At 66.3% G+C, this 21,742-nt stretch carries 10 protein-coding genes; 4 read left to right on the top strand and 6 right to left on the bottom strand.

Features of this window, described 5'->3' with window-relative positions:
* The 6 genes from HHL22_RS12140 to HHL22_RS12165 form a co-directional block, all read right to left on the bottom strand.
* On the bottom strand, positions 1–3,162 hold the full coding sequence (locus tag HHL22_RS12140; protein ID WP_169531601.1) for a glycoside hydrolase family 2 TIM barrel-domain containing protein: 3,162 nt from the start codon (positions 3,160–3,162) through the stop codon (positions 1–3).
* Positions 3,163–3,474: 312 nt separating this feature from the next.
* Positions 3,475–5,043 carry an alpha-N-arabinofuranosidase gene (locus tag HHL22_RS12145; protein WP_169531602.1) on the bottom strand — a complete coding sequence of 523 codons (1,569 nt, stop codon included), beginning with the start codon at positions 5,041–5,043 and terminating at the stop codon, positions 3,475–3,477.
* A 334-nt stretch (positions 5,044–5,377) separates the two neighbouring features.
* Complete coding sequence (locus tag HHL22_RS12150) at positions 5,378–7,420, bottom strand: DUF2264 domain-containing protein (protein ID WP_169531603.1); 2,043 nt, start codon at positions 7,418–7,420, stop codon at positions 5,378–5,380.
* 121 nt (positions 7,421–7,541) lie between these two features.
* Positions 7,542–9,128 (bottom strand): RagB/SusD family nutrient uptake outer membrane protein, encoded by a 1,587-nt coding sequence (locus tag HHL22_RS12155; RefSeq protein WP_169531605.1) that lies wholly within the window; start codon positions 9,126–9,128, stop codon positions 7,542–7,544.
* A gap of 56 nt (positions 9,129–9,184) precedes the next feature.
* A complete protein-coding gene (locus HHL22_RS12160) occupies positions 9,185–12,196 on the bottom strand; it encodes a SusC/RagA family TonB-linked outer membrane protein (protein WP_169531607.1) in 3,012 nt (1,003 codons plus the stop codon).
* Positions 12,197–12,426: 230 nt separating this feature from the next.
* Positions 12,427–13,590 carry a glycoside hydrolase family 43 protein gene (locus HHL22_RS12165; protein WP_169531609.1) on the bottom strand — a complete coding sequence of 388 codons (1,164 nt, stop codon included), beginning with the start codon at positions 13,588–13,590 and terminating at the stop codon, positions 12,427–12,429.
* A gap of 223 nt (positions 13,591–13,813) precedes the next feature.
* On the opposite strand from HHL22_RS12165, the gene HHL22_RS12170 reads away from it, so the two are divergent.
* From HHL22_RS12170 to HHL22_RS12185, 4 genes are all read left to right on the top strand, one after another.
* A complete protein-coding gene (locus HHL22_RS12170; RefSeq protein ID WP_169531610.1) occupies positions 13,814–18,055 on the top strand; it encodes a two-component regulator propeller domain-containing protein in 4,242 nt (1,413 codons plus the stop codon).
* A 314-nt stretch (positions 18,056–18,369) separates the two neighbouring features.
* The gene (locus HHL22_RS12175; RefSeq protein ID WP_169531612.1) at positions 18,370–19,497 is read left to right on the top strand and encodes a glycoside hydrolase family 88/105 protein; all 1,128 of its coding nucleotides are present in this window, start codon (positions 18,370–18,372) and stop codon (positions 19,495–19,497) included.
* A gap of 12 nt (positions 19,498–19,509) precedes the next feature.
* On the top strand, positions 19,510–20,769 hold the full coding sequence (locus HHL22_RS12180; RefSeq protein WP_169531613.1) for a DUF2264 domain-containing protein: 1,260 nt from the start codon (positions 19,510–19,512) through the stop codon (positions 20,767–20,769).
* A gap of 164 nt (positions 20,770–20,933) precedes the next feature.
* Positions 20,934–21,698, top strand: a complete 765-nt coding sequence (locus HHL22_RS12185) for an SDR family oxidoreductase (protein ID WP_169531615.1) — start codon at positions 20,934–20,936, stop codon at positions 21,696–21,698.
* Positions 21,699–21,742: the final 44 nt, after the last annotated feature.

Below are 21,742 nucleotides of genomic sequence, written 5' to 3' on the forward strand. Positions count from 1 at the left end.
TTACGGCTGCGGCTGCTTTTCATCGACCAGCCGCAGAGTGTAGCTGTAGCTGTACTGCTTGGCTAGCAGGCGGTAGGGGTCGTGGGGCAGGGCGCCCCAGCTGTTGTCGCCGCCCACGCCGCGCTGGGCTAGGTCGAGGTGCAGCCAGGTTTGGCTGTGCATTTTCAGGTCGGTGGGGTGCTGCTGCTTTTTGCTCAGGCCGGGGTCTAGGTCTTCGGTGCGGAAGGGTAGGGCGCTGAAGCAGATGGGCTGGCCAGCGCCTTCCACACGCAGGCCCTGCCCGGCGGCGTCGGTCAGGGTTAGCCAGCGCACGTCGGTGTGGTAGCCGTACTCCTGGGGCCGGATGTAGGTGTCCGGAAACGCGCGCCGCACCGAGTCCTGGTAGGTGCCGAGCAGCGCGGCCGAGTTGCGGTCGGCGTAGTTTTCCTGGGGCCCGCGGCCGTAGTAGCGCAGCTGGTCGAAGCGCCGGGGCACCTCCAGCCGCATCCCGAAGCGCGGTAGCTCGGGCAGGGTTTTGCCTTGCATATCGAGGCTGGCCGTGACGCGCACCGCGCCATCGGACTGCACCAGGTAGGCCACGGTGTAGGGCACGCCCAGGTCGGCCAGCAGGTACTCCACGGTGAGGGGCAGGCCGGCGGCCGACTGCTCGCCCACCGTCACGCGCTGCACCGGGCGGTTGGCGTAGGCCGTGCGCCACACCCCTAGGGCTTGGGGCATGCCGTTGCCAAAGTCGTTGTCGGTGGGCGCGCGCCAGAAGTACGGCTCGGGAAACGAGCCCGGCAGGCGCTGCGCACCGCGGCGCCAATCCGTGAAGCGGCCCTGCCGGGTATTGAACTCGCCGCGCACCTCGCCCGCCACCCAGGTTAGCCGGTCGCCGTCGCGCGTCACTTCCAGGGTGCCCGCCGGGGCCGGCGCCGCCGCGAAGTAAGCCGGGGCTGGCGTGAGCATAAACTGCTCGCGGGCCACCTCGTGGCCGGCCGGTACCAGCGGCGCGGCCGCCTTGGTGGTGGCAAATACGTTGAGCACGTACTCAGCGCCGGCTTCCGGCTTGAAAGTGGGCAGTGGCAGCTTGACTTCCTTTTGCTGGCGCGGGCCGAGTGGGCCCACCGGGAAGGTGCCGGTTTTGGCTACCGCGCCGTTGCGCAGCAACTCCCAGCGGAAAGCGTAGCCAGCAAGGTTTTTGAAGGAAAAGCCGTTGACGACCGTGACGCGCCCGCTGGCGGGCTGGGCGGCCCCGAAGCGAATATCCTGGTACACCTTCTTGACTTCGAGCAGGCCGGGGTGCGGGGTGCGGTCGGCCGATACCAAGCCGTTGGCGCAGAAGTTCTCGTCGTTTTGGAGGTGGTAACCCCCTAGGTCGCCGCCGTAGGCGAAGAAGGGCCGCCCGTCGGGCGTGCGCGTAGCCAGGCCCTGGTCCACCCAGTCCCAGATAAAGCCGCCCTGCATCCGCGGGTGCGCCCGTATCAAGTCCCAGTATTCCTGAAAGTTGCCGTTGCTGTTGCCCATGGCGTGCGAGTACTCGCACATGATGTAGGGCCGGGTTTTGTCGGTGGCTTCGGCGTAGCGGCGCATCGACTCCATGCCGGGGTACATCGGGCACACGATGTCGGTGTCCACGTCTTCGCCGGCCTGCTCAAACTGCACCGGGCGCGAGGGGTCGCGCTGCTTCAGCCACGCGTAGGCCTCGTGAAACACCGGCCCGTTGCCGCACTCGTTGCCCATGCTCCAGATGATGACGCTGGGGTGGTTTTTGTCGCGCTCCACCAGCCGGCTGATGCGGTCGCGGTGGGCGGCCTTCCACTCGGGCAGGTAGGCGGGGTGCTTGCTCTTGTCGAACCAGCCTTGCAGCTCGGCGCCGTAGCCGTGGGTTTCGATGTTGGCCTCGTCCACTAGGTAAAAGCCCAGCTCGTCGCACAAAGCCAGCCAGCGCTCGTCGTCGGGGTAGTGGCAGCTGCGAATGGCGTTGATGTTGTGCTGCTTCATCAGCTCCAGGTCGCGGCGCATGCCCGCGTCCGTCACCACGCGGCCGGTGGTGGGCTCCAGCTCGTGGCGGTTCACGCCGTGCACCTCCACCGGCTGGCCATTCACCAGCAGCTGCGCGTGCTTGATTTCGATTTTGCGAAAGCCGATTTTGGTGCCCGTGGCAGCCAGCACGTGGCCCTGAGCGTCGGCCAGGGTCAGGCGCAGCTGGTAGAGGGTGGGCACCTCGGCGCTCCAGGGGCTTACTTTCGGAATGCTCCCGCCGAGCTTCACCTCCTGCGTGCCGGCGCCGGTGGGCGCGGCCACGGCCTGCTGCTGGCGCAGCACCACCCGGCCCCTAGGGTCAATGACTTCGGCCGTGAGGCGGGCGGCGGGCGCGCTGCCGAAGCTGCGCAGCGTCACGTCGGCGCTAAACTGCCCGTTGCGGTAGCTCGGGTCGAGGTCGGCGTGGGCGAAGAAATCCCAAATCGTGTGCCTGGGCAGCGCCGTCAGGTACACGTCGCGGTCCAGCCCCGAGAGGCGCCAGAAGTCCTGGTCTTCGAGGTACGAGCCGTCGTGCCAGCGCAGCACCTGCACGGCCAGCTGGTTGTCGGCGCCGGGCCGCAGGTACTTCGTCACGTCAAACTCGGCTGGCGACTTGGCCGCCTTGCTCAGCCCCACGCGCTGCCCGTTCACATACACGAAGGCGCAGCCCGAAATGCTGCCGAAATGCAGCAGCACCTCGCGCCCCACCCAGCCGGCCGGCACCGTAAAGCTGCGCCGGTAGGTGCCCACCGGGTTGCTGCCAGGGTCGATAAACGGTTGGTTGCGCGGAAAAGGGTAGGTGATGTTCGTATAAATCGGAATACCGAAGCCCTGCACTTCCCAGTTGCTCGGAACCTGAATAGTTTGCCAAGCAGCATCATCGAAGCCGGGCTGGAAGAAGTTCAGCGGCCGGTCGGCGGGCCGGGCCACGTAGTTGAATTTCCAGGTGCCGTTCAGGGGCTGGTGCCAGGGCGAGCGGGCGTAGTCGTCGGCGGCCACGTCGGCCGGCTGCGCGTAGAGATGGAAGCTAGCGCGGGGCACCTCCTGGCCCTGCTGCGTGAGCTGGGGGGTTTGCCACTCGGCGGGGTCGGGGGCCTGGGCGGCAGCCCCGCCGGTGGCGAGCAGCAGCGCCGCAAGCGGTAAACGGAAATCGGGCATGAGCAACGAGGTGGGAAGGGCAGCACCAAGCGAGGCCACCGCGGCCCTAGGGCCCGGCCAACGCTGGGGCAATACTACTTCCGCACCGGCGGCGAAGCCGGGGGCATTTTCAGGGAAATGCGGGGCCATACTCGCCGGCGCCGCTACCCTACGGCGGATTTGTAGCCCGTCTACAGTAAGGGCGGGGCTGGTTCCCGCCCGGCGGCCGCGCCAGCTCCACGACGGGCGTTCAACGACGGGTGGGGGCCAGCCCCCACCCCTCCGGCACACGGGCCCTAAAACTACCCTAGGCCCCTGCCGCGAGCGACGAGCCTACTTCAGCTCTACCACCACTACCGACTTGGGCGGCAGCGTCAGGGCCAGCTTATCGCCCTTTTTCTTCGCCCCTTTAAAGTCGGCCAGCTTGATGTTGTTGGGCTTGTCGAACGTGTTGTAGTCGCTCACGCTGGCCGAGGTGAGGAGGCGGCCAGTCACGGTTTTCCAGCTTACGCCGGGCAGCGCCGTTTCCAGGGTCAGGGCGTTTTTGGGGTCTAGGTTGACCAGCGAAATGTGCACCGCGCCGTTCTTGTCCTTCGAAGCCGAGGCGTTCAGAGCCGGAATTTTCTCGCCGCCAAACGCGTAGTCGGGGCTCTGGAATTGCAGGGGCAGGTACTCGGCATCCTGGTGCACCTGGTAGAGGTCGAACACGTGGTAGGTGGGCGTGAGCAGCATCTTCTCCTTGTCGGTCAGCACCAGGGCTTGCAGCACGTTCACGGCCTGGGCCAGGTTGGCGCCGCGCACCCGGTCGCAGTGGTTGTTGAAGATGTTGAGGGTGGTGCCGGCCACCAGGGCGTCGCGCAGCGTGTTTTGCTGGTACAAGAAGCCGGGGTTGGTGCCGGGCTCCACGTCGGTCCACACGCCCCACTCGTCCACCAGCAGCGCCACCTTCTTGGCTTTGTCGTACTTGTCCATAATGGCCGCGTGCCGGGTTACTATCGCGTCCATCTTCAGGGCGTTGCGCAGGGTGCTGAAGTACATGTCTTCGCCAAAGCCGGTGGCCTTGCCCTTGCTGCCGCTCCAGCTGCCGGTGGGCAGGGTATAGTAGTGCAGCGTGAGGCCCCACATGCGGCCGGGGCCGATGTTTTTCATGCACACCTCGGTCCAGTTGGCGTCGTCGCCGTTGGCCCCGCTCACAATGCGCTTGAGGGGCGTGCCGGGGTAGTCGTGGGCGAAGGTGGCGTAGCGCTTGTACACGTCGGAGTAGTACTCGGGCGTCATGTTGCCGCCGCAGCCCCAGCTCTCGTTGCCAATGCCCCACCAGCTCACGTGGTAGGGCTCGGGGTGGCCATTCTTTTTGCGCTCCTGCACCATGGGCGTGTCCTCGTTCGAGTTGAGGTACTCCATCCAGTTGCTCATCTCCTGCACGGTGCCGCTGCCCACGTTGGCCGCCAGGTAGGGCTCGGTGCCCAGCAGGCCGCACAGTTCCATAAACTCGTGCGTGCCGAAGCTGTTGTCCTCCAAGGTGTTGCCCCACCACAAATTCAGCATCTTGGGGCGCTGGGCGGCGGGCCCCACGCCGTCGTGCCAGTGGTAGGTGTCGGCAAAGCAGCCGCCGGGCCAGCGCAAATTGGGCACGTGAATCTTGCGCAGCGCCTCCACGATGTCCATCCGAATGCGCCCCTGCTTGGGCACGTTCAAGCTGGGCTCGACCCAAAAGCCACCGTAGATGCAGCGCCCCAGGTGCTCGGCAAACTGCCCCTGAATATGCTTGCTGATAAGGAGCTTGGGGGCGCCGGGCTGCACGGTGAGCTGCACGGTCTGGCTTGCGCCTTCCTGCGGTTGGGCCCCGGCGGCCAGCGGGGCGGCGAGGGCGAGGGCAGCTAAAAAACGAAAAACAGACATGGGTGGGTGAAGTAAACGGCGTTGCGAATGGATACTAAGTTACACAAACGATTGTGCAATGATGCTAAGCTACAACCAGTCCGCCAATGGGCACGGGCCAGCGGGTAATTGCCCAAGCTAAACGCAGGGGGCGCACCGTAGGGGCGGGGACCAGCCCCGCCCCTACGGTGCGCTGACCTCGCAACTGCTGTCGAAAAAGCCGTCGCTCAAGCCGGCCTGCGTAAGGGCCCACTGCGCCGGGCAAATCGATTTAGGCGATGGCCACCCGCTGGGCCCTAGGGGGCTAAAACTGCTTAAGCAGCCCCAGCCCCCTAGGGCCCAGCGGGGGCAAGGCTTACTCGCTAAACGTGATTAGCTGGCGGCGGCCGTCGGCCAGGGTGGCGGTGGCGCCGCTGGCGCCGGGCGCCACCTGGCGCACGGGCAGCAGCTCGGCATCGGTGAAGGGCGCGCCCGATTTTTTCCAGAGCAGCAGCGTGGCGTAGAGCCTGGTAGCGGGCGCGGTACTGCCCACCGCGTCGAGCACGGTGCTGGTTTTGGCGGCCGGGTGCAGGCCGGTGGCATCCACGGCCTCTACCCGGTCCCAGCCCGCCAGCGGCACCAGGGCCAGCTGGTAGGTGCCGTTGTCGATGATGCTGGCCTGGTGGCCCTTCACCTTGCGCGTCGTGCGCTTGATGGTGCCCGTGAGGTTGGGCAGGGCATAGTGGCCCAGGCGCAGGGCGGTGGCTTCGGTGCTGGCGTTCTGGTCCACGCGCAATATGCCATTGGGCAGCGGCATGTCGGCCAGGCGCAGGCGGATGTTCTTATTGGTTTCCAGCTCGGCCGTGCGGTAGTACACGCCGTCGGCGTACTTCTTAAACGTGTAGAAGCGCAAGGGCTCCCACTTGTCGGCCTGCTTAAACACGTAGTTCATGGCCACCTCGCCCCTAGGGCCGTCGGCCTGCCACGGAAAGGCAGTGTTGTAGCTCAGCCGGTCGTAGCTCTCGTTGCCGCGGTAGGGGTCGCTGGCGGGCTGGTGGGGGGCGTCGCGCAGCTCGGCCGCGCCCACGTTGGGGTAGTCCGTCACCAGAATGTTAGGGCCGGCCTCGAACTTGTTGAACACCGTGCCGGGCTTGAACTCGCTAACCCAGGGCCCCTCGTTCTCGGTGGCCGTCCAGAAGGGCGAGCTGGCCGGCACCAGCAAACCCAGGAAGGCCTTGCCCAGCCAGTACACGCTGCCGCGGCAGCTGTAGGCCTGCACGGCCGGCTCGAAGGCGCCGTAGAACCCTAGGGTCGGCACGTTATCCTGCAAGAAGTCAGGGTTTTGCAAAAATTGCAGCAGCGCCCCCGACGCAATGCGGCGCATCCAGCCGAAGTTGGTGCCGGGCACCGTGGGCGCCAGCCCCATCAGCGGAAACGGCACCACCGCCCCGAAGCGGTAGCTGATGCTGCGGCCCCACATCAGCATGGTGCCGTCGCGCCCAAACTGGTAGGGGTACGTGTCCTGGAGCGGGGCGAAGTTGGCGGCCAGCTGGCTGGCTACCTGCGGGTAGTGCTGCTGGCCGTAGTAGTGGCTCCAGAGCTTGCCGTACAGCTGAAACGCCCACATGCTGTAGTAGTCGAAGGTGGGCGCGTCGTCGTACCAGCCCTGGCCGCGGTAGTGGGTCAGCTGCTTTTGCAGGTATTCTTCTAGCAGCTTGGTGTTGGCCTGGTAGCCCCGGCTCTGGTAGAAGCTGAGGATGAAGATGTTGAAGTAGCGCCAGTTTTGGGGCACGGTGGGGCCGTCGCCGTAGCTGAGCATGGTGGCGGCCAGCTGGTCCTTGGTGGCCTGGGGCAGCGGGTCCCACAATATTTCGGGCGCCGCGAACAGCGCCACGCTCAGCCCGCCAAACTCCACCAGGTTCTGGCTGGGGCCGCCGTCCTTGGCGCGGGGCTGGATGTAGCTGACACTCTGCGGGTCTACCAGCAGGGCCAGCTGGTGGCGGTAGTAGTCGGCCACTTTCACGCCGTTCAGCGTCAGGTCCGGCTCTTCCTTCAGCAGCGGCGCGGCCATAAACAGCGTGCGGCACAGGCCCTCCAGCTTCTCGGTGGGCACCTGGCTGGCCGTGCGCGGGTAGGTTTTGCCCGGCTGCTTCGGAAACTGCATGGGGTCGTCGAGGCCGTGCACGTAGCTGAAGGCGCCGCTCAGCAGGTAGCGGGCGGCATCCTGCCAGTGCCGACGCGTCATGCCTGTAAAGGGGCTCAGCTGCCGGTCGGGCTGCTGCACCGCGAAGAGCGGTAGCTTGGTAGCAGCCGGCGCCACGTAGGTATCGAAGTAGGGCGCGGCGGGCGTTTGGGCGCGGGCGGGCCCTAGGGCCAGGGTGGCCGCCAGCAGGCCGGGTACTATCAGCGCGTGTCGCATAGAGGGGCGGATGGATGAAAAAGTAGCAGCGCAAGCCCTAGGGTTGCACGTAACGCCAAAGGGCCGAAGCCTGTCGTCCCACCGACACGCTCCGGCCCTAAGCGGCTGCGGCAAGGGGGCGCTAGTAGCCGGGGTTTTGGGCCAAATTGCCGTTGGTATTCAGGTCGATGCTCGACTGCGGAATGGGCAGCAGCAGGTTCTTGCTGGTGAGGCCCGTAATGGAAGCGCCGTTGAGGCGGGTAGCGCGGTCGATGAGCGTGCCGGTGCGCACCAGCGTCAGGCGGCGCTGCTCCTCGCCAATCAGTTCGCGCACGCGCTCATCTAGAATGAAGTTGAGCGTCATTTGGCCGGCCGTTACCTGGGCGGCCTTAGCGCGGGTGCGCAGCACGTTGATGCTCGTGGCGGCGCCGCTGGTGTTGCCCTGCTTAAACTGGGCCTCGGCCAGCAGCAGGTAGGTTTCGCCCAGGCGCATCATGGGCAGGTCCTTGATGGTGCCGTAGCCGAAGGGGTCGGCCGGGTTATACTGATTCCACTTGGTGGTGTAAGGCGTGATGTAGTAGATGGTATCGGTGCCCTTGAGGCCCGTGACGCGCTTGCCGTACAGGGCCGTTTGCGAGGCATCGTTGTAGTAGAAGCGGCGGTGCAAGTTGTACTTTGAGTTGCGCATATCGGCGCCGGGGTCGGCCGGGTACAGCTGGTAATCTACCCAGTTGCTGAGGCGCATGCGCCCGATGCCGCGGCCCCCTAGGCTATCGGCAATCACCATACCCTTAATGTTGTAGTAGCCCGGCACCCACATGCGGCGCTGCTGGGCGCTGGTTTGGGCGCCGGGCACGTTCAACTGCTGCTCGATGCCCCAAATCAGCTCGGTGTTGCCCTGGCCGCGGCGCTGGTTGCCCACCACAAACATGTCGGAGAAATAGTCGCCGGGCTGGGTGGTATTTACCCCGTAGCGGGCCGTAATGAGCTTGTACTGGCCGCCGTTAATCACGCTTTGCAGGGCCGTTTGGGCCAGGTCGTTTTTGCCCATGCGCAAGTACACCTGCCCCAGCAGTTGCTGGGCCGCGCCCTGCGCAATGCGCCCCGAAGCCACCTTGCTGGCCGTAAACAGATTTGGGATGGCCGTGGTTAAGTCCGCCACAATGAAGTCGTTGACCGTAGCCACGGCGGTGCGCGTAAAGTCGGTGCGCGGCGAGGTCACGGGCGCATCCACCAGCGGCACGTCGCCCCAGAGCGTAACCAGAAAGTCGTAGGCGTAGGCCCGGTAGAAGCGCGCCTCGGCCGAGATGCGGTTCTTGTAGCCCTGGCGCAGCGTGGTGGGCGCGGCGGCCGCCCCGCTGATAATCTGGTTGCAGTTGTTGATGGTACGGTAGGCCCAGCTCCACCAGTAGGCAGCGGCGCCATCCTGCGAGTTCATCAGGGTGTAGTTGTAGTAGGGCACCTCAATGCCCTGCACCTGGCCCGGAATGCACACGTCGGTGCCCTCCTGCATGGCGCCCAGCAGGCCCTGGGCGCCGTCGTAGGTGTACTGCTCGCGCACCACCGACTGCAAGCCGGCCATGGCGGCCTCGAACCCTAGGGAATCGACGAGGACGGTTTGGGGGGTGTAGAGCGAGGGGGGAGTTTCGTCAAGGAAGTCTTTTTTGCAGGAGCTGAGCAGTTGGGCCGTACCCAGCAGGCCCACAAAAGCTAACGCGAGGCGTTTCATAATCAAGATAGTAAAAGCAGGTGGGAAGAATTGGGGTAAGGCGACCCCTAGGGCCATTAGCGTAGGCTCACGTTGAGGCCCGCCACCACGGTGCGCACCTGCGGGAAGTTGGTGCCGCCGTTGCCGGTGCCGTTGCCCACGGTGTAGGTTTGCTCGGGGTCCCAGCCCACCCAGGGCGTCCAGGTGTAGAGGTTGCGGCCGCTCACGTACACGGTCAGGGTGCCTAGGCGCCACTTCTCCACCAGCGCGGCTGGGAAGTTGTAGGTCAGGGTCACGTCCTTGAGGCGGGTGAAGCTGCCGTTGCTGGCGTAGCCGTAGCCGCGGGGGTTGGTGAAGTTGAGGCCGGGCCGGTCCTGGCTCATGTTTTGGGCCGTCCAGTAGCCAATTTCCTGCGGCAGATTCACGCGGCCGCCCAGGTCCACAAAGTTCAGGTTGCCGTTGTTGCGCAGCACGCCCTGCACCGTTTGGAAGAATACGCGCAGGCTGAAGCCCTTGTAAGTGAAGGTGTTGGTGATGCCACCCTGCCAGCTCGGAATATTTGAGCCCAGGTAGGTGCGGTCGTTGCTGTCAATCTTGCCGTCGCCGTTGAGGTCGGCAAACTTCAAGTCGCCGGGCTTGGCGCTGGCGTCCTGCTTGCTCACGTCCTCGCCCTGCTGCCACACGCCGGTCTTCACGTAGTCGTAGATGCCAAACAGCGGCCGGCCAATGAAGAGGTTGTTGCCGATGTCGTCGCCGCCGGTGCCGTAAATCTGCAGCACGCGGTTGCGCACGGCCGAGGCGTTGAGCGACGTTTCCCAGGTGAAGTTCGAGCTTTGCACGTTTACCGTGGTCAGCACGCCCTCCACGCCCTGGTTGCGCACCGAGCCCACGTTGTCCAGGATGGAGCCGTAGCCCGAAATAATCGGAATTTGGCGGTTCAGCAGCAGGTCGGTGGTTTTAGCGTCGTAGTATTCTACCGTACCCGTGATGCGGTTTTGCAGGAAGCCGAAGTCCACGGCGTAGTTGGCGCTGGTGGTTTGCTCCCACTTCAGGTCGGCATTGCCGAGGGTGTTGGCCCGCAGGCCCACGGTCGTCACGCCGTTGTAGGCGTACTGCAACTGGGCCAGGCCCGTAATAGTCTGGTAGGGGTTGATGCCCTCGTTGCCGGTGGTGCCGTAGCTGAAGCGCAGCTTCAGGGCCGTCACCACGCTGTTATCCTTTAAGAAAGCTTCATTGGCCACGTTCCAGCCCACGGCCAGCGAGGGGAAGATGGCGTACTTGCTGGTGTTGGCCCCGAACACCGACGAGCCGTCGCGGCGGGCCGTCAAGGTCAGCAGGTAGCGGCTGTCGTAGTTGTAGTTGATGCGCGCCATCTGCGACACCAGCCCCCGGCGCTCGCTGTACGAGCTAATGGTGGGCGTGAGCGAGCCGCCCCCGATGCCGTTGAAGCCGATGTTGTCGTTGATGAAGCCGCTGCCGTTTTCGGTGGTCGTGAAGTACGTATTCTGCTGGGCGCTGTAGAGGCCCGTTAGGTCGAGGTGGTGCTTGCCGAAGTTGTGGGCGTAGCTCAGCACGTTCTCCAGCGTGTAGTTGTGGCGCTCGTCGTTGAGCAGCTGCGCCGCGCCGTAGAGGTTGCCAAACGAGCGGCCCTCGTAGTAGGCGTAGCGGTAGGGCCGGTAGCCGTAAGTGGCGTTGAGGCGGTACTTCAGGCCCTTGAGGAAGGGAAAATCAACCTCGGCGTAGCCCGTGCCGATGAGCTGGTTGACGCGGCTCTGGCGGGTGTTGGTCAGCGAGGCCAGGGGATTCTTAATTAGCAGCTCGGGCAGCTGCGGATACACCGTGTAGCTGCCGTCGGCGTTGTACTCGTTGCCGTAGGGGCTGGCTACCTGGGCTAGGGTCAGGTCAGCCCGGCCGCCGTCGTCGTTGTTGGTCGAGAAAAACGACGAGGTGCCGATGCGCAGCCAGGGCGTGAGCGTGGCGTCGATATTCGAGCGCAAGCTCACGCGCTGAAACTGGAAGCCCTTGAGCGTGCCGAGCTGCTTGAAAAACTCGCCCGACACGAAGTACTTCACGTTGTCGGTGCCGCCCGAAATGGACAGGTTATGGTCCTGAATGACGCCCTGCCGGCGGATTTCCTGCATCCAGTCCACCGTTTTGCCGGCTTGCAGGTTCACCACCTCGGCCGTGTTGGGCAGCGGCTGGGTGGGCGTGAAGCCGCGCTGCACCGCAAAGTCCTGGTACTTCTGGGCGTAGGCCTCGGGGCTGAGCGGGTGCAGCTTATACACCAGGTACTCGGGGCCGGCGTAGCCGTTGTAGCGAATCTCGGGCTTGCCCGTTTTGCCCCGCTTGGTGGTGATGAGGATAACCCCGTTGGAGCCGCGCGTGCCGTAGATGGCCGTCGAGCTGGCGTCCTTCAGAATCTCAATCGAGGCGATGTCGTTGGGATTCACGTCGTTGAGGTTGCCCGGAAAGGGCAGCCCATCCACGATGATGTAGGGGCTGGTGCTGGCCGTAATCGAGCGCACGCCCCGGATGTTGATGCTGGGCTGGGCGCCCGGCACCGACGACGCGGTGGTGATGTTGACGCCCGCTACCGCGCCGGCCAGTGCCTGCGCCACGTTCGAAACGGGTATCTTGGCCAGGCGGTCTTGCGGCACCGACACCACCGAGCCGGTCACGTCGGAGCGCTTCTGGGTGCCGTAGCCCACCACCACTACCTCGTTGAGGTCCTGCGTGTTCTGGACCAGGTTCACCGTCACGCTGGTGCGGCCGTTCAGCACCACTTCCTGCTTCACGTAGCCCACCGACGAGATAACGAGCGTGGGCGCGGCCGTGCCGTCGGGCACGGTGAGCATGAAGTTGCCGTCGGCGTCGGTGCTGGCGCCGAGCGTGGTGCCCTTCAGCACCACCGTGGCGCCGGGCAGGCCGGTTTGCTTTTCATCGAGCACCTTGCCCGTGACGGTGATGGGGGCCGCCGGGCGGTGCAGGCCTAGGGCTGCCAGGTGGGGAAGGGCGGGGCGGCCGGCCGGCGCAGCAGCCACGGCCAGTGGCAGCAGCGCTCCGCACAAGAGTAAAGGTTTTACCTGCATAAGGTAAGGGTATAAGAGCGGGCAGGCGCCCGCCGGGGGTGGGAAAAATTGCTTTTGCCAGGTAGCTAAGACAAACGTTTGTGTGCGGGGGCGGGCAGCTTATTGGCCGGGCTGCTTACTGGCTCAAAGTACCGCATTCGTTTGGGGGCGAGCCGGGGCTTTTTGCGGCAAAAAAGGGGGGCAAATTCACGACTTGACAAACTCGCCACTAGTTGCGCCGCCAATATAACTTATTGGCTTACTGAGGAATTGGCCTTGGGCTGGTCGAAGGCCCCTAGGGTCCAACGGTCGGCCCAGCGCAGGCGTGGCTGGTCGCCTTCGAAGCCGAGGGGCAGCCAGATGTAGCCGCCGGCTATGGGGTTCTTGGGCGTCCAGCGGTCGGCCATAAAGATGAAGGCGTCCTTGCGGCCGGCCACCGGCAGCAGGTAGGTGCTTTGCGAGCGGAAGGTGGAGTCGGCCTCGGGGCCCACGGCGGGGTTGGCGAGCTGCCGCCACGGCCCCCAGATGGAGCTGGCCACGAACGAGCGGGCCGCGTTGGGCGCCCAGCCGGTGCAGCCGCTAGTGATGAGGTAGTACTTGCCGTCTTTCTTGCACAGGGCCGGGGCCTCGTTGTGGCCGGCTGGCGCAATGGTGTTCCACTTGCCCGTAAAGCCCTGGTAGTCGTCGGTTAGCTCGGCCACGTGCAGCGTCAGGTTTTCCTCCGAGGCGCTGATGTGGTAGGCCCGGCCGTCGTCGTCCACGAAAATGGTCATGTCGCGCGCCATCTGGCCGGGGGTGAAGTCGCGGCGCACGAACAGGCCCTCGGCCACGGCTTGGCGCCACGCGGGCGTCCACCATTTCAGGTCGGCCTCGCCGGGCCGGGGCTGCTTCCACTCCTCCCAAAACCCTAGGGGCCACTGCCCGGCGCCGGGCCGGTACGAGCGCACGTAGCGGTAGGGCCCGGTGGGCCGGCTGGCCACGGCCACGGCCGTGCGGGCGGCGGCGTAGCCCTGGCCTTTCAGCTCCAGGTGAAACCACATCACGTACTGCCCGGTCTTCTTATTGTACACCACCTTGGGCCGCTCTAGCACGCAGCCTTTCTCGATTTCGGAGCCCGAGCCGGCCGGCGCCACGGCCAGCGCAATGCCCTCGTCCTGCCAGTTATAGAGGTCCTTCGACGAGTAGCAGTGCACGCCCACCTGGGCACTATTGCCTTTGGGGCCGGCTATTTTGTGCTCGCCAAACAGGTAGTAGCGGCCATGGTCGTAGAGGGCGCCCGCGCCGTGGGCGTTCAGGTGCACGCCGTGGTTGTCGGGCCAGGGCTGGCCGGGCTCGAAGGCGGTGCGCCTGGGCGTTTGGGCCTGGGCCAGGGAGCCGGCCAGCGCCAGCGCGCCGAGAAGCAGCAGAGGTTTCATGCGGGGGTGGGGCCTAGGGAAGAAGTTGGTAGCCAGGCAAAACTACCGGGCTGGTTTAGCCGCCTAGGGGGGCTTTTTCGGCAGAAAGCGGGGGTGGGTACGGCAGCAGCCCTAGGGCGCTCCCGCTGGCTAAGGCCCGGCCGCCGGCTTGTTGCCAAATGCTGCTACCTTAGTGTCCCTACCCTAGCGGCGCCCGGCGCCGCGCACTTACTCCATCCCACCCATGCGCCATCTGCTTTACGGCCTGCTCTCGGGCCTGCTGGCGCTGCTCCCCCTAGGCAGCCGGGCGCAGCGCATTGCCCCGGCCGATTTTCGCTTCGAGCACCTCACCGTCGACCAGGGCCTCTCGCACTCCGATGCCATGTGCGTGGCCCAGGACCAGGCGGGCTTCATCTGGGTAGGCACTAACCGCGGCCTCGACCGCTACGACGGCTACGAGCTACGCCAGTACACGCGCCCTATCACCCCCGAGGGCATTGCCAGCAACCGCATCAAGGTGCTGCACGTGGCGCCCGGCGGCCGCCTGTGGGTGGGGGCCCAGCGGGCGGGCCTCAGCTACTACAGCCCCGCCCGCGACCAGCTGGTGGTGCTGCGCGCCCCCAGCCTGCCGGCCGCCCAGCAGGCGCTGCTGCGGCAGCTGGCGCAGGCCACTGTGGGCACTCTGGACACCGATGCGCAGGGCCACCTGTGGGCGGGCACCGAGCAGGGCCACTTGTTTCGGCTGACGCTGGACAGCCTGGGCGCGCTGCGCGAGCTGCGGCAAGTGCCGCTGCCCACTGCGGCCGGCAGCATCAGCAGCCTAGCCGCCGATGCCGAGGGCAACGTGTGGGTGGGCACCCTCGACCGGGGGCTGTGTTTGGTGCGGCCCGGCCAGCAGCCGCGCGCCGAAGCCACCGCCCTCACCGACGCCGTGCGGGCCCTGCACCTCGACTGGCGCGGCGACTTGTGGGCGGGGGCCGAGCAGCGGGTGTTCTGGGTGAGCGCTGCCAACCGCCGCGCCGTGCGCAAGCTAACCGCCAACCCCCAGCCCCAATCCTACCCGCAGCTGCAGGCCCTGCGCCTCGACTTGCAGGGCCGCCTGTGGGTGGGCACGCTCTACGGCCTCTACGTGTGGGAGGCGGGGGCCGTGACGGGCACTGCCCCGCCGCTGCGCGCCGCCCCCACCCTGCTGCTGCCCCAGGCCGGCAACCCCGACGGGCTGAACTCGGAGCGGGTGCACCAGCTGTTTGAGGACCGCACCCACGTGCTGTGGCTGTGCGCCTCTGCCGGCGGCCTCAACCGGGTCGACCTGCTGCAGAAGCCGTTTGGGCAGCTGCGCCGCCAGCTCAGCAGCCAGGCCACGCTCACCAACAACTACGTCAACGCGCTGTATAAGGAAGAGGATACTAATACGCTCTGGATTGGCACCCGCAACGGGGTGTCGGCCTACGACCTAGCCCGCCACACCTACCAGAACTACCTGGCCCGCCCCGACACCAGCCCAGCCAACGGCGTGGACGTGTCGGCCATCTGCCAGACGCGCAACGGCACGCTCTGGTTTGGCACCCGCCACCGCGGCCTCGTGAGTTTGGTGCGCCGCGGCGGGCAGGCCGTGCTCACCACCTACGACCAGCTGCCTGGCGGCCGCAGCCTGCGCGAGGCCAGCATCGAGCGCCTGGCCGTGGACGGGGCCGGCAACGTGTGGGTGGCCACCTTCAGCGCGGGCCTCTACCAGTTCAGCCCCAGCGGCCAGCTGCTGGGCAGCTACCAGGCCGGCGCCAACGGCTTGCCCACCAGCAACTTCTCGTTCCTGCTCTACGACCCCGCCCAGGATGTGCTGTGGGCCAGCACCACCAACGCCGGCCTGCTGAAGCTGCGCGTGGGCCCCGGCCAGCTACGGGTGCTGCAGCAGTATAAATACCAGCCGGGGGCTAGGGATGGGCTGCGGGTGAACTACGTGTGGCCGCTGCTGCTCGACCGCCAGGGCACGCTCTGGATTGGCACCATTGGCGGGGGGCTGCACCAACTGGCGCGCGATGCCCGGGGCCGCGAGGTGCTGCGCAGCGACCGCCGCTGGCTGCCCGAAACCGACGTGGAAAGCATCCTGGCCGACGACGCGGGCAACCTCTGGCTGGGCGGCACCGGCCTCTATCGCTACACGCCCGCCACCCGCCAGTACCTGCGCTACGACGTGGCCGACGGCCTGCAAAGCAATGCCTTCAAGATTGGGGCCGCCGACCGCGGGGCCGATGGCACGCTGTATTTCGGCGGCGTAAACGGGGTAAGCTACTTCCAGCCGGCCACCATTCAGCCCAATCCCTACGCCCCGGTGGTGCAAGTCACGGGCCTGCGCCTGAACAACCAGCCCGTGGCCGTGGGCCAGCCCTTTGGCGGCCGCGTGGTGCTCAAGCAGCCCCTGGCCCAGCCCCAGACCGTCACCCTTAAGCCCGGCGAGAACGACTTCTCGGTGGAGTTTGTGGGCCTGAACTACGCCAACCCGCAGAAAAATCGCTACGCCTACCAGCTCGAAGGCTACAACGCCGACTGGGTGTACCCGGCCCTAGGGCAGCGCACGGCCAGCTTTGCCAACCTGCCGCCCGGCCGCTACCGCCTGCGCCTGCGGGCCAGCAACGGCGAGGGCGCCTGGAGCGCCCCGGTGGCCCCGCTCACCTTCGAGGTGCTGGCGCCGTGGTACAAAACCGGCTGGGCCTACGGCCTCTACGCCCTCGGGCTGCTGGCGCTGGTGGCCCTCTACCGCCGCTTCGAAATCAGCCAGCAGGCGCTGAAAAACAAGCTGGTACTGGAGCAATTCCAGACCGAGAAGGAGAAGGAGCTGACCAACCTCAAGCTGGGCTTCTTCACCAACATCAGCCACGAGCTGCGCACCCCGCTCACCCTCATCCTAGGGCCGGTGGAGGAGATAATGAGCAGCCCCGGACCGGTACCCAACCTGCCGGGCAAGATGCAGCTGGTGCACCGCCAGGCCAGCAAGCTGCTGGAGCTGGTGAACCAGCTACTCGACTTCCGCAAGGTGGAGACCGGCAACGTGCCGCTGCGCGCCGGCTACCGCGACGCGGGCGCCTTTTTGGCCGAGCAGTACGCCGCCTTCCAGCTCAAGGCCGAGGCGCGGCACATTCGCTACGTGCTCGACCTGCCCGCCGAGCCGGTGGGGCTGTTCTTCGACCAGGGCAAGCTGGAAATTATCCTCACCAACCTGCTCTCCAACGCCTTCAAGTACACCCCCGATGGCGGACGCGTGGAGCTGGCGGCCACCGTGGTGGGCAGCCCCGGCGGCAACGCCGTGTACGCCCCCGACGAGCTGACGGGCAACTACTTGCGCATCACGGTGGCCGATACCGGCGTGGGCATCAGCCCCGGCGAGCTGGGCCGCATCTTCGACCCCTACTACCAGGCCTCGCACACCACCACGCTCCGCATGATGGGCACCGGCATTGGGCTGTCGCTGGCCCGGCAGTTTGCCCAACGCCACGGCGGCCAACTCACCGTCACGAGTACCCTCGGGCAGGGCACCACCTTCGAGCTGCGCCTGCCCTTCGGCCAGCAGCACCTACACGCCGAAGACCTGTTGCCCGCCGAGGCTGCGCCCGCTGCCGCGGCCCTAGGGGCCCAAGCAGCGCTGCCAGCCGAAGAAGCTGAGCTGCCCGAAGCCGAAGCCAGCGACAGCGCCAGCCGCGCCGGGGGCCGCCCGCGCCTGCTGGTGGTGGAAGACCACGACGAGGTGCGCGAGTACCTGCGCGAGCTGTTCGCGGCCGACTACGAGGTGCTGACGGCCGAGGACGGCGCCGTGGGCTGGAACGCGGCCCTGGCCCAGCTGCCCGACCTCATTATCTCGGACGTGATGATGCCGCGTTCCGATGGCCTGGAGCTGTGCCAGCGCCTCAAGCAGCACCCCAAAACCAGCCACATTCCGCTGCTGCTGCTCACGGCCCGCACGGCCGAAACCCACGAGCTGGAGGGCCTGGGGCTGGGCGCCGACGACTACGTAAGCAAGCCCTTTAACCCCACGCTGCTGCACGCCAAGGCCGACGCCCTGCTGCGCAACTGCCGCAAGCTGCACGAGTTCTACCAGCGTCGCATCCTGCTGCAGCCCACCGAAATAGTGGTGGCCGACGCCGACCGCGAGTTCCTCGAAAAAGCCATGGCCGTGGTGGAGCAACACCTCAGCGATACCGATTTCAGCGTACAGGTGCTGGTGCGCGAGCTGGCCATGAGCAGCTCGGTCTTCTACCGCCGCGTAAAAAGCCTCACCGGCCAAACGGCGGTCGAGTTCATCCGCGACGTGCGCCTGAAGCGGGCGGCCCAACTGCTAGCCCAGTCGCAGCTGCGGGTGTCGGAAGTGGCTTTCGAGGTGGGCATCGAAAACGCCAAGTACTTCCGCCAGGTGTTCCAGAAGCTCTACGGCACCACGCCTTCCGACTACGCCAAGCAGCACCGCGCCGCCCAGGCCACCTCGGAGGTGGAGTAGGGAAGAGAGCTGAAAAGGGAATAAAGTAAAAAGAACGTCATGCTGAGCTTGCCGAAGCATCTCTACCACGCCGTCTGAGTAAGCGGTAGAGATGCTTCGGCAAGCTCAGCATGACGTGCTTTTTAGGTGTTTATGTATTTCAGATTTAGCAACTTGGATTTGCTGCCTGCTTCGCCCTAGGCCCCGCACCCGATAAAAAGCCCCCCGTTCTTCCCGAAAACGCCCCCGCTGCCAAGCGCTGGGCGGCCCTACTATTGCAGCGGCGAAGCCCCTAGGGGGCGGCCGCCGGTTTTCCCACCCACCTTCGTTTTGGTATGCTCCGTACCCTCCGGAACGCTTGGCTGCTCGGCGGCCTGTTGCTCACCGCCCGCCTGGCCTCGGCCCAAGCCCCGCTTTCGGCCGCCGAGCAGGCGCAGTTCAAGCCCGCTTTCATCAAGGCCCAACTGCTGAAAGCCACCCAGTGGCAGCTGGCCCACCCCAAGCACAAGCCCACCGACTGGACCAACGGCGCCTTCTACTCCGGGGTGTTCGCGGCCTACCAAACCACTAAGTCAAAGCTGATTCTGGACTCGCTCATGGCCCTAGGGCAGCGCACGCACTGGCAGCCCGACCAGCGCTACGACCACGCCGACGACATCGCCATCTGCCAAACCTACCTCAACCTCTACCGCCTCAAGCACGACCAGCGCATGATAGTGCCCACGCTGGCCGTACTGGATAAGCTGCGCACCACGCCCGGCCCCGAGGTGCAGCAGCACGGCATCACCTGGTGGTGGTGCGACGCCCTATTTATGGGCCCGCCGGTGCTGGCGAAAGCCGCCGCTATTGCCAACCAGCCGCAGCTGCTGGTGCTCAACGACACGCTCTACGCCCAAACCTACCGGCGCCTCTTCAACCACCAGCAGCACCTGTTTGCCCGCGATGCCTCGTACCTACTCAGCGAAGCCGGCGAGGGCAAGAAGGAAAGCAACGGCGAGCGCGTGTTTTGGAGCCGCGGCAACGGCTGGGTGATGGGCGGGCTGGTGCAGCTGTTGCAAGAGATGCCAAAAGGCCACCCTACGCGGCCGTTCTACGTGAGCCTGTTTAAGGAAATGGCCGCCCGCCTCATCCAGCTGCAGCAGCCCGATGGGCTGTGGCGCGCCAGCCTGCTCGACCCGGCCGCCTACCCCGGCGGCGAGGCCAGCGGCTCGGGCTTCGATTGCTACGCCTTGGCCTGGGGACTCAACCAGGGCCTGCTTGACCCGGCCACCTACCTGCCGCCCGTGCAAAAGGCCTGGGTGGCCCTCAACGGCTGCGTGAATGCGGAAGGGCGCGTGGGCTGGGTGCAGCCCATCGGCGCCGACCCGCGCCGCGACTTCTCAGCCGATAGCTGGGAGGTGTACGGCACCGGCGCCTACCTGCTGGCTGGCTCCGAGGTTATCAAGCTCAAAGCCACGCGCTAGCATTCGCCGCCCATGATACGCCGCTCCTTCTTAGGCCGGGCTGCGCTGGCGCTGCCGGGGCTAGCCAGTTGGGTAGCACCTGGCTTGGCGGCTTCGGCGGCCCCTAGGCCCCCCGCGCCGCCCAAAGCCCCCGCCACCGACCGCGCCTACTGGCTAAGCCAGCTGCTGCGCGTGGCCCGGCCGGTGCTGACCAGCGCCGCCGCCGGCCGCCTGCGGGCCGACCTGCCCGTGGAGGCCGCCCCCGGCCAGCAGGAGGGCCGCCGCGCCGTGACGCACCTCGAAGCCCTAGGGCGCACGCTGGCTGGCCTGGCCCCCTGGCTGGAGCTGGCCGACGCCCCCGCCAACGAAACCGCGCGCCAGGCCGAAGCCGCCCAGCAGGCCCGCCAGGCCATTGCCAGTGCCGTCAACCCGCAGTCGCCCGATTTCCTCAACTTCACCCAGGGCGGGCAGCCGGTGGTCGATGCCGCCTTCCTGGCCCACGCGCTGCTGCGGGCGCCCACCCAGCTGTGGGAGAAGCTGCCCGCCGCCGCCCAGCAGCAGCTGGTAGCGGCCCTGCAAAGCACCCGCGTCATCAAGCCCGTGTTTAGCAACTGGCTGCTGTTCAGCGCCATCATCGAAGCGGCGCTGCTCAAGTTTACCGGTAGCGGCGACCTCATGCGGATGGACTACGCCATCAAGGAGCACCAGGCCTGGTACGTGGGCGACGGCACCTACGGCGACGGCCCGCAGTACCACTGGGACTACTACAACAGCTACGTCATTCAGCCCATGCTGCTCGACGTGGTGGGCACGCTGGCAGCGGCCGGCAAGGAGCGCCAAGAGCTGCTCGACACCCTGAAGGCCCGCGCCCGGCGCTACGCCCAGGTGCAGGAGCGGCTGGTGGCGCCCGACGGCTCGTTTGCCGCTTTCGGCCGCTCGCTGGCCTACCGCTGCGGCGCGTTTCAGCACTTGGCGCAGTGCGCTTTGCAGGGGCTGCTGCCCGAGGGCCTGCCGGCCGGGCAGGCGCGCGCGGCCCTGGCAGCCGTCATCCGGCGCACGCTGGAGGCACCCGGCACGTTCGACGCGCGCGGCTGGCTCCAAATCGGGCTCTGCGGCCACCAGCCGGGCATTGGCGAAAATTATATTTCGACGGGCAGCCTTTACCTCTGCACCACCGCCTTTCTGCCCCTAGGGCTGCCCGCCGGCCACGCCTTCTGGCAAGAGCCCGCCCAGGACTGGACCGCCCGCCGCCTCTGGTCGGGCCAGGAGGTGCACCTCGACCATGCGCTGTAACTAACTAATGATTGAGTTAATAGAACGTCATGCTGAGCGCAGCCGAAGCATCTCTACCACGTCGTTGAACGATGCGAGGCGGCGCGGGAGAGATGCTTCGGCAAGCGGACGCCAGATGAGCATGACCACCTTTTGATTCTCTACTAAATACACCACCCTAAAATATGCCTTCACTTTTCGACCTCAGCGGCAAAACGGCGCTGGTAACGGGCTGCAACCGCGGCATTGGGCAGGGCATGGCCCTGGGACTGGCCGAGGCCGGCGCCGACATCATCGGCGTATCGGCCAGCCTGGCCCCCGACGGCGGCGAAACCGGCCGGCTGGTGCGGGCGCTGGGCCGGCAGTTTCACGCCTACCAGGCCGACTTTGCTGACCGCGCCAGCGCCGACGCCTTTACCACCCAGGTGCTGGCCGACTTCGCCCGCATCGACATCCTGGTAAACAACGCCGGCACCATTCGGCGGGCGCCGACCGCCGAGCACTCCGACGCGGACTGGGACAACGTGCTGGCCATCAACCTCGACGCACCCTTTCGGCTGGCGCGGGCCCTAGGGGGGCGAATGCTTGCGCAGGGCAGCGGCAAAATTATTTTCACGGCCTCGCTGCTCACGTTTCAGGGGGGCATCAACGTGCCGGGCTACGCCGCCAGCAAAGGCGCCATCGGCTCGGTGGTGAAGGCGCTGGCCAACGAGTGGGCCGGTAAAGGCGTAAACGTGAACGGCATCGCCCCCGGCTACATCGCTACCGATAACACCGAGGCCCTGCGCCAGGATGCCGACCGCGCCGCCAGCATCCTGGGCCGCATTCCGGCCGGCCGCTGGGGCGAGCCCGCCGACTTCCAAGGCCCCGTCGTTTTCCTAGCTTCCGAAGCCAGCGCCTACGTGCACGGCACCATCCTACTGGTAGACGGCGGCTGGCTGGGGCGGTAATAGTGATTAGTGACTAGTGATTAATAGTCAACGAGTTACTAGCT

The organism is Hymenobacter polaris (genome assembly GCF_012927305.1).
Taxonomy (GTDB): domain Bacteria; phylum Bacteroidota; class Bacteroidia; order Cytophagales; family Hymenobacteraceae; genus Hymenobacter; species Hymenobacter polaris.

Bases quoted from the DNA above. Each gene is read 5' to 3' on its own strand.
- HHL22_RS12140 (WP_169531601.1), bottom strand. From the start codon at position 3,162: ATGCCCGATTTCCGTTTACCGCTTGCGGCGCTGCTGCTCGCCACCGGC.
- HHL22_RS12145 (WP_169531602.1), bottom strand. From the start codon at position 5,043: ATGTCTGTTTTTCGTTTTTTAGCTGCCCTCGCCCTCGCCGCCCCGCTG.
- HHL22_RS12150 (WP_169531603.1), bottom strand. From the start codon at position 7,420: ATGCGACACGCGCTGATAGTACCCGGCCTGCTGGCGGCCACCCTGGCC.
- HHL22_RS12155 (WP_169531605.1), bottom strand. From the start codon at position 9,128: ATGAAACGCCTCGCGTTAGCTTTTGTGGGCCTGCTGGGTACGGCCCAA.
- HHL22_RS12160 (WP_169531607.1), bottom strand. From the start codon at position 12,196: ATGCAGGTAAAACCTTTACTCTTGTGCGGAGCGCTGCTGCCACTGGCC.
- HHL22_RS12165 (WP_169531609.1), bottom strand. From the start codon at position 13,590: ATGAAACCTCTGCTGCTTCTCGGCGCGCTGGCGCTGGCCGGCTCCCTG.
- HHL22_RS12170 (WP_169531610.1), top strand. From the start codon at position 13,814: ATGCGCCATCTGCTTTACGGCCTGCTCTCGGGCCTGCTGGCGCTGCTC.
- HHL22_RS12175 (WP_169531612.1), top strand. From the start codon at position 18,370: ATGCTCCGTACCCTCCGGAACGCTTGGCTGCTCGGCGGCCTGTTGCTC.
- HHL22_RS12180 (WP_169531613.1), top strand. From the start codon at position 19,510: ATGATACGCCGCTCCTTCTTAGGCCGGGCTGCGCTGGCGCTGCCGGGG.
- HHL22_RS12185 (WP_169531615.1), top strand. From the start codon at position 20,934: ATGCCTTCACTTTTCGACCTCAGCGGCAAAACGGCGCTGGTAACGGGC.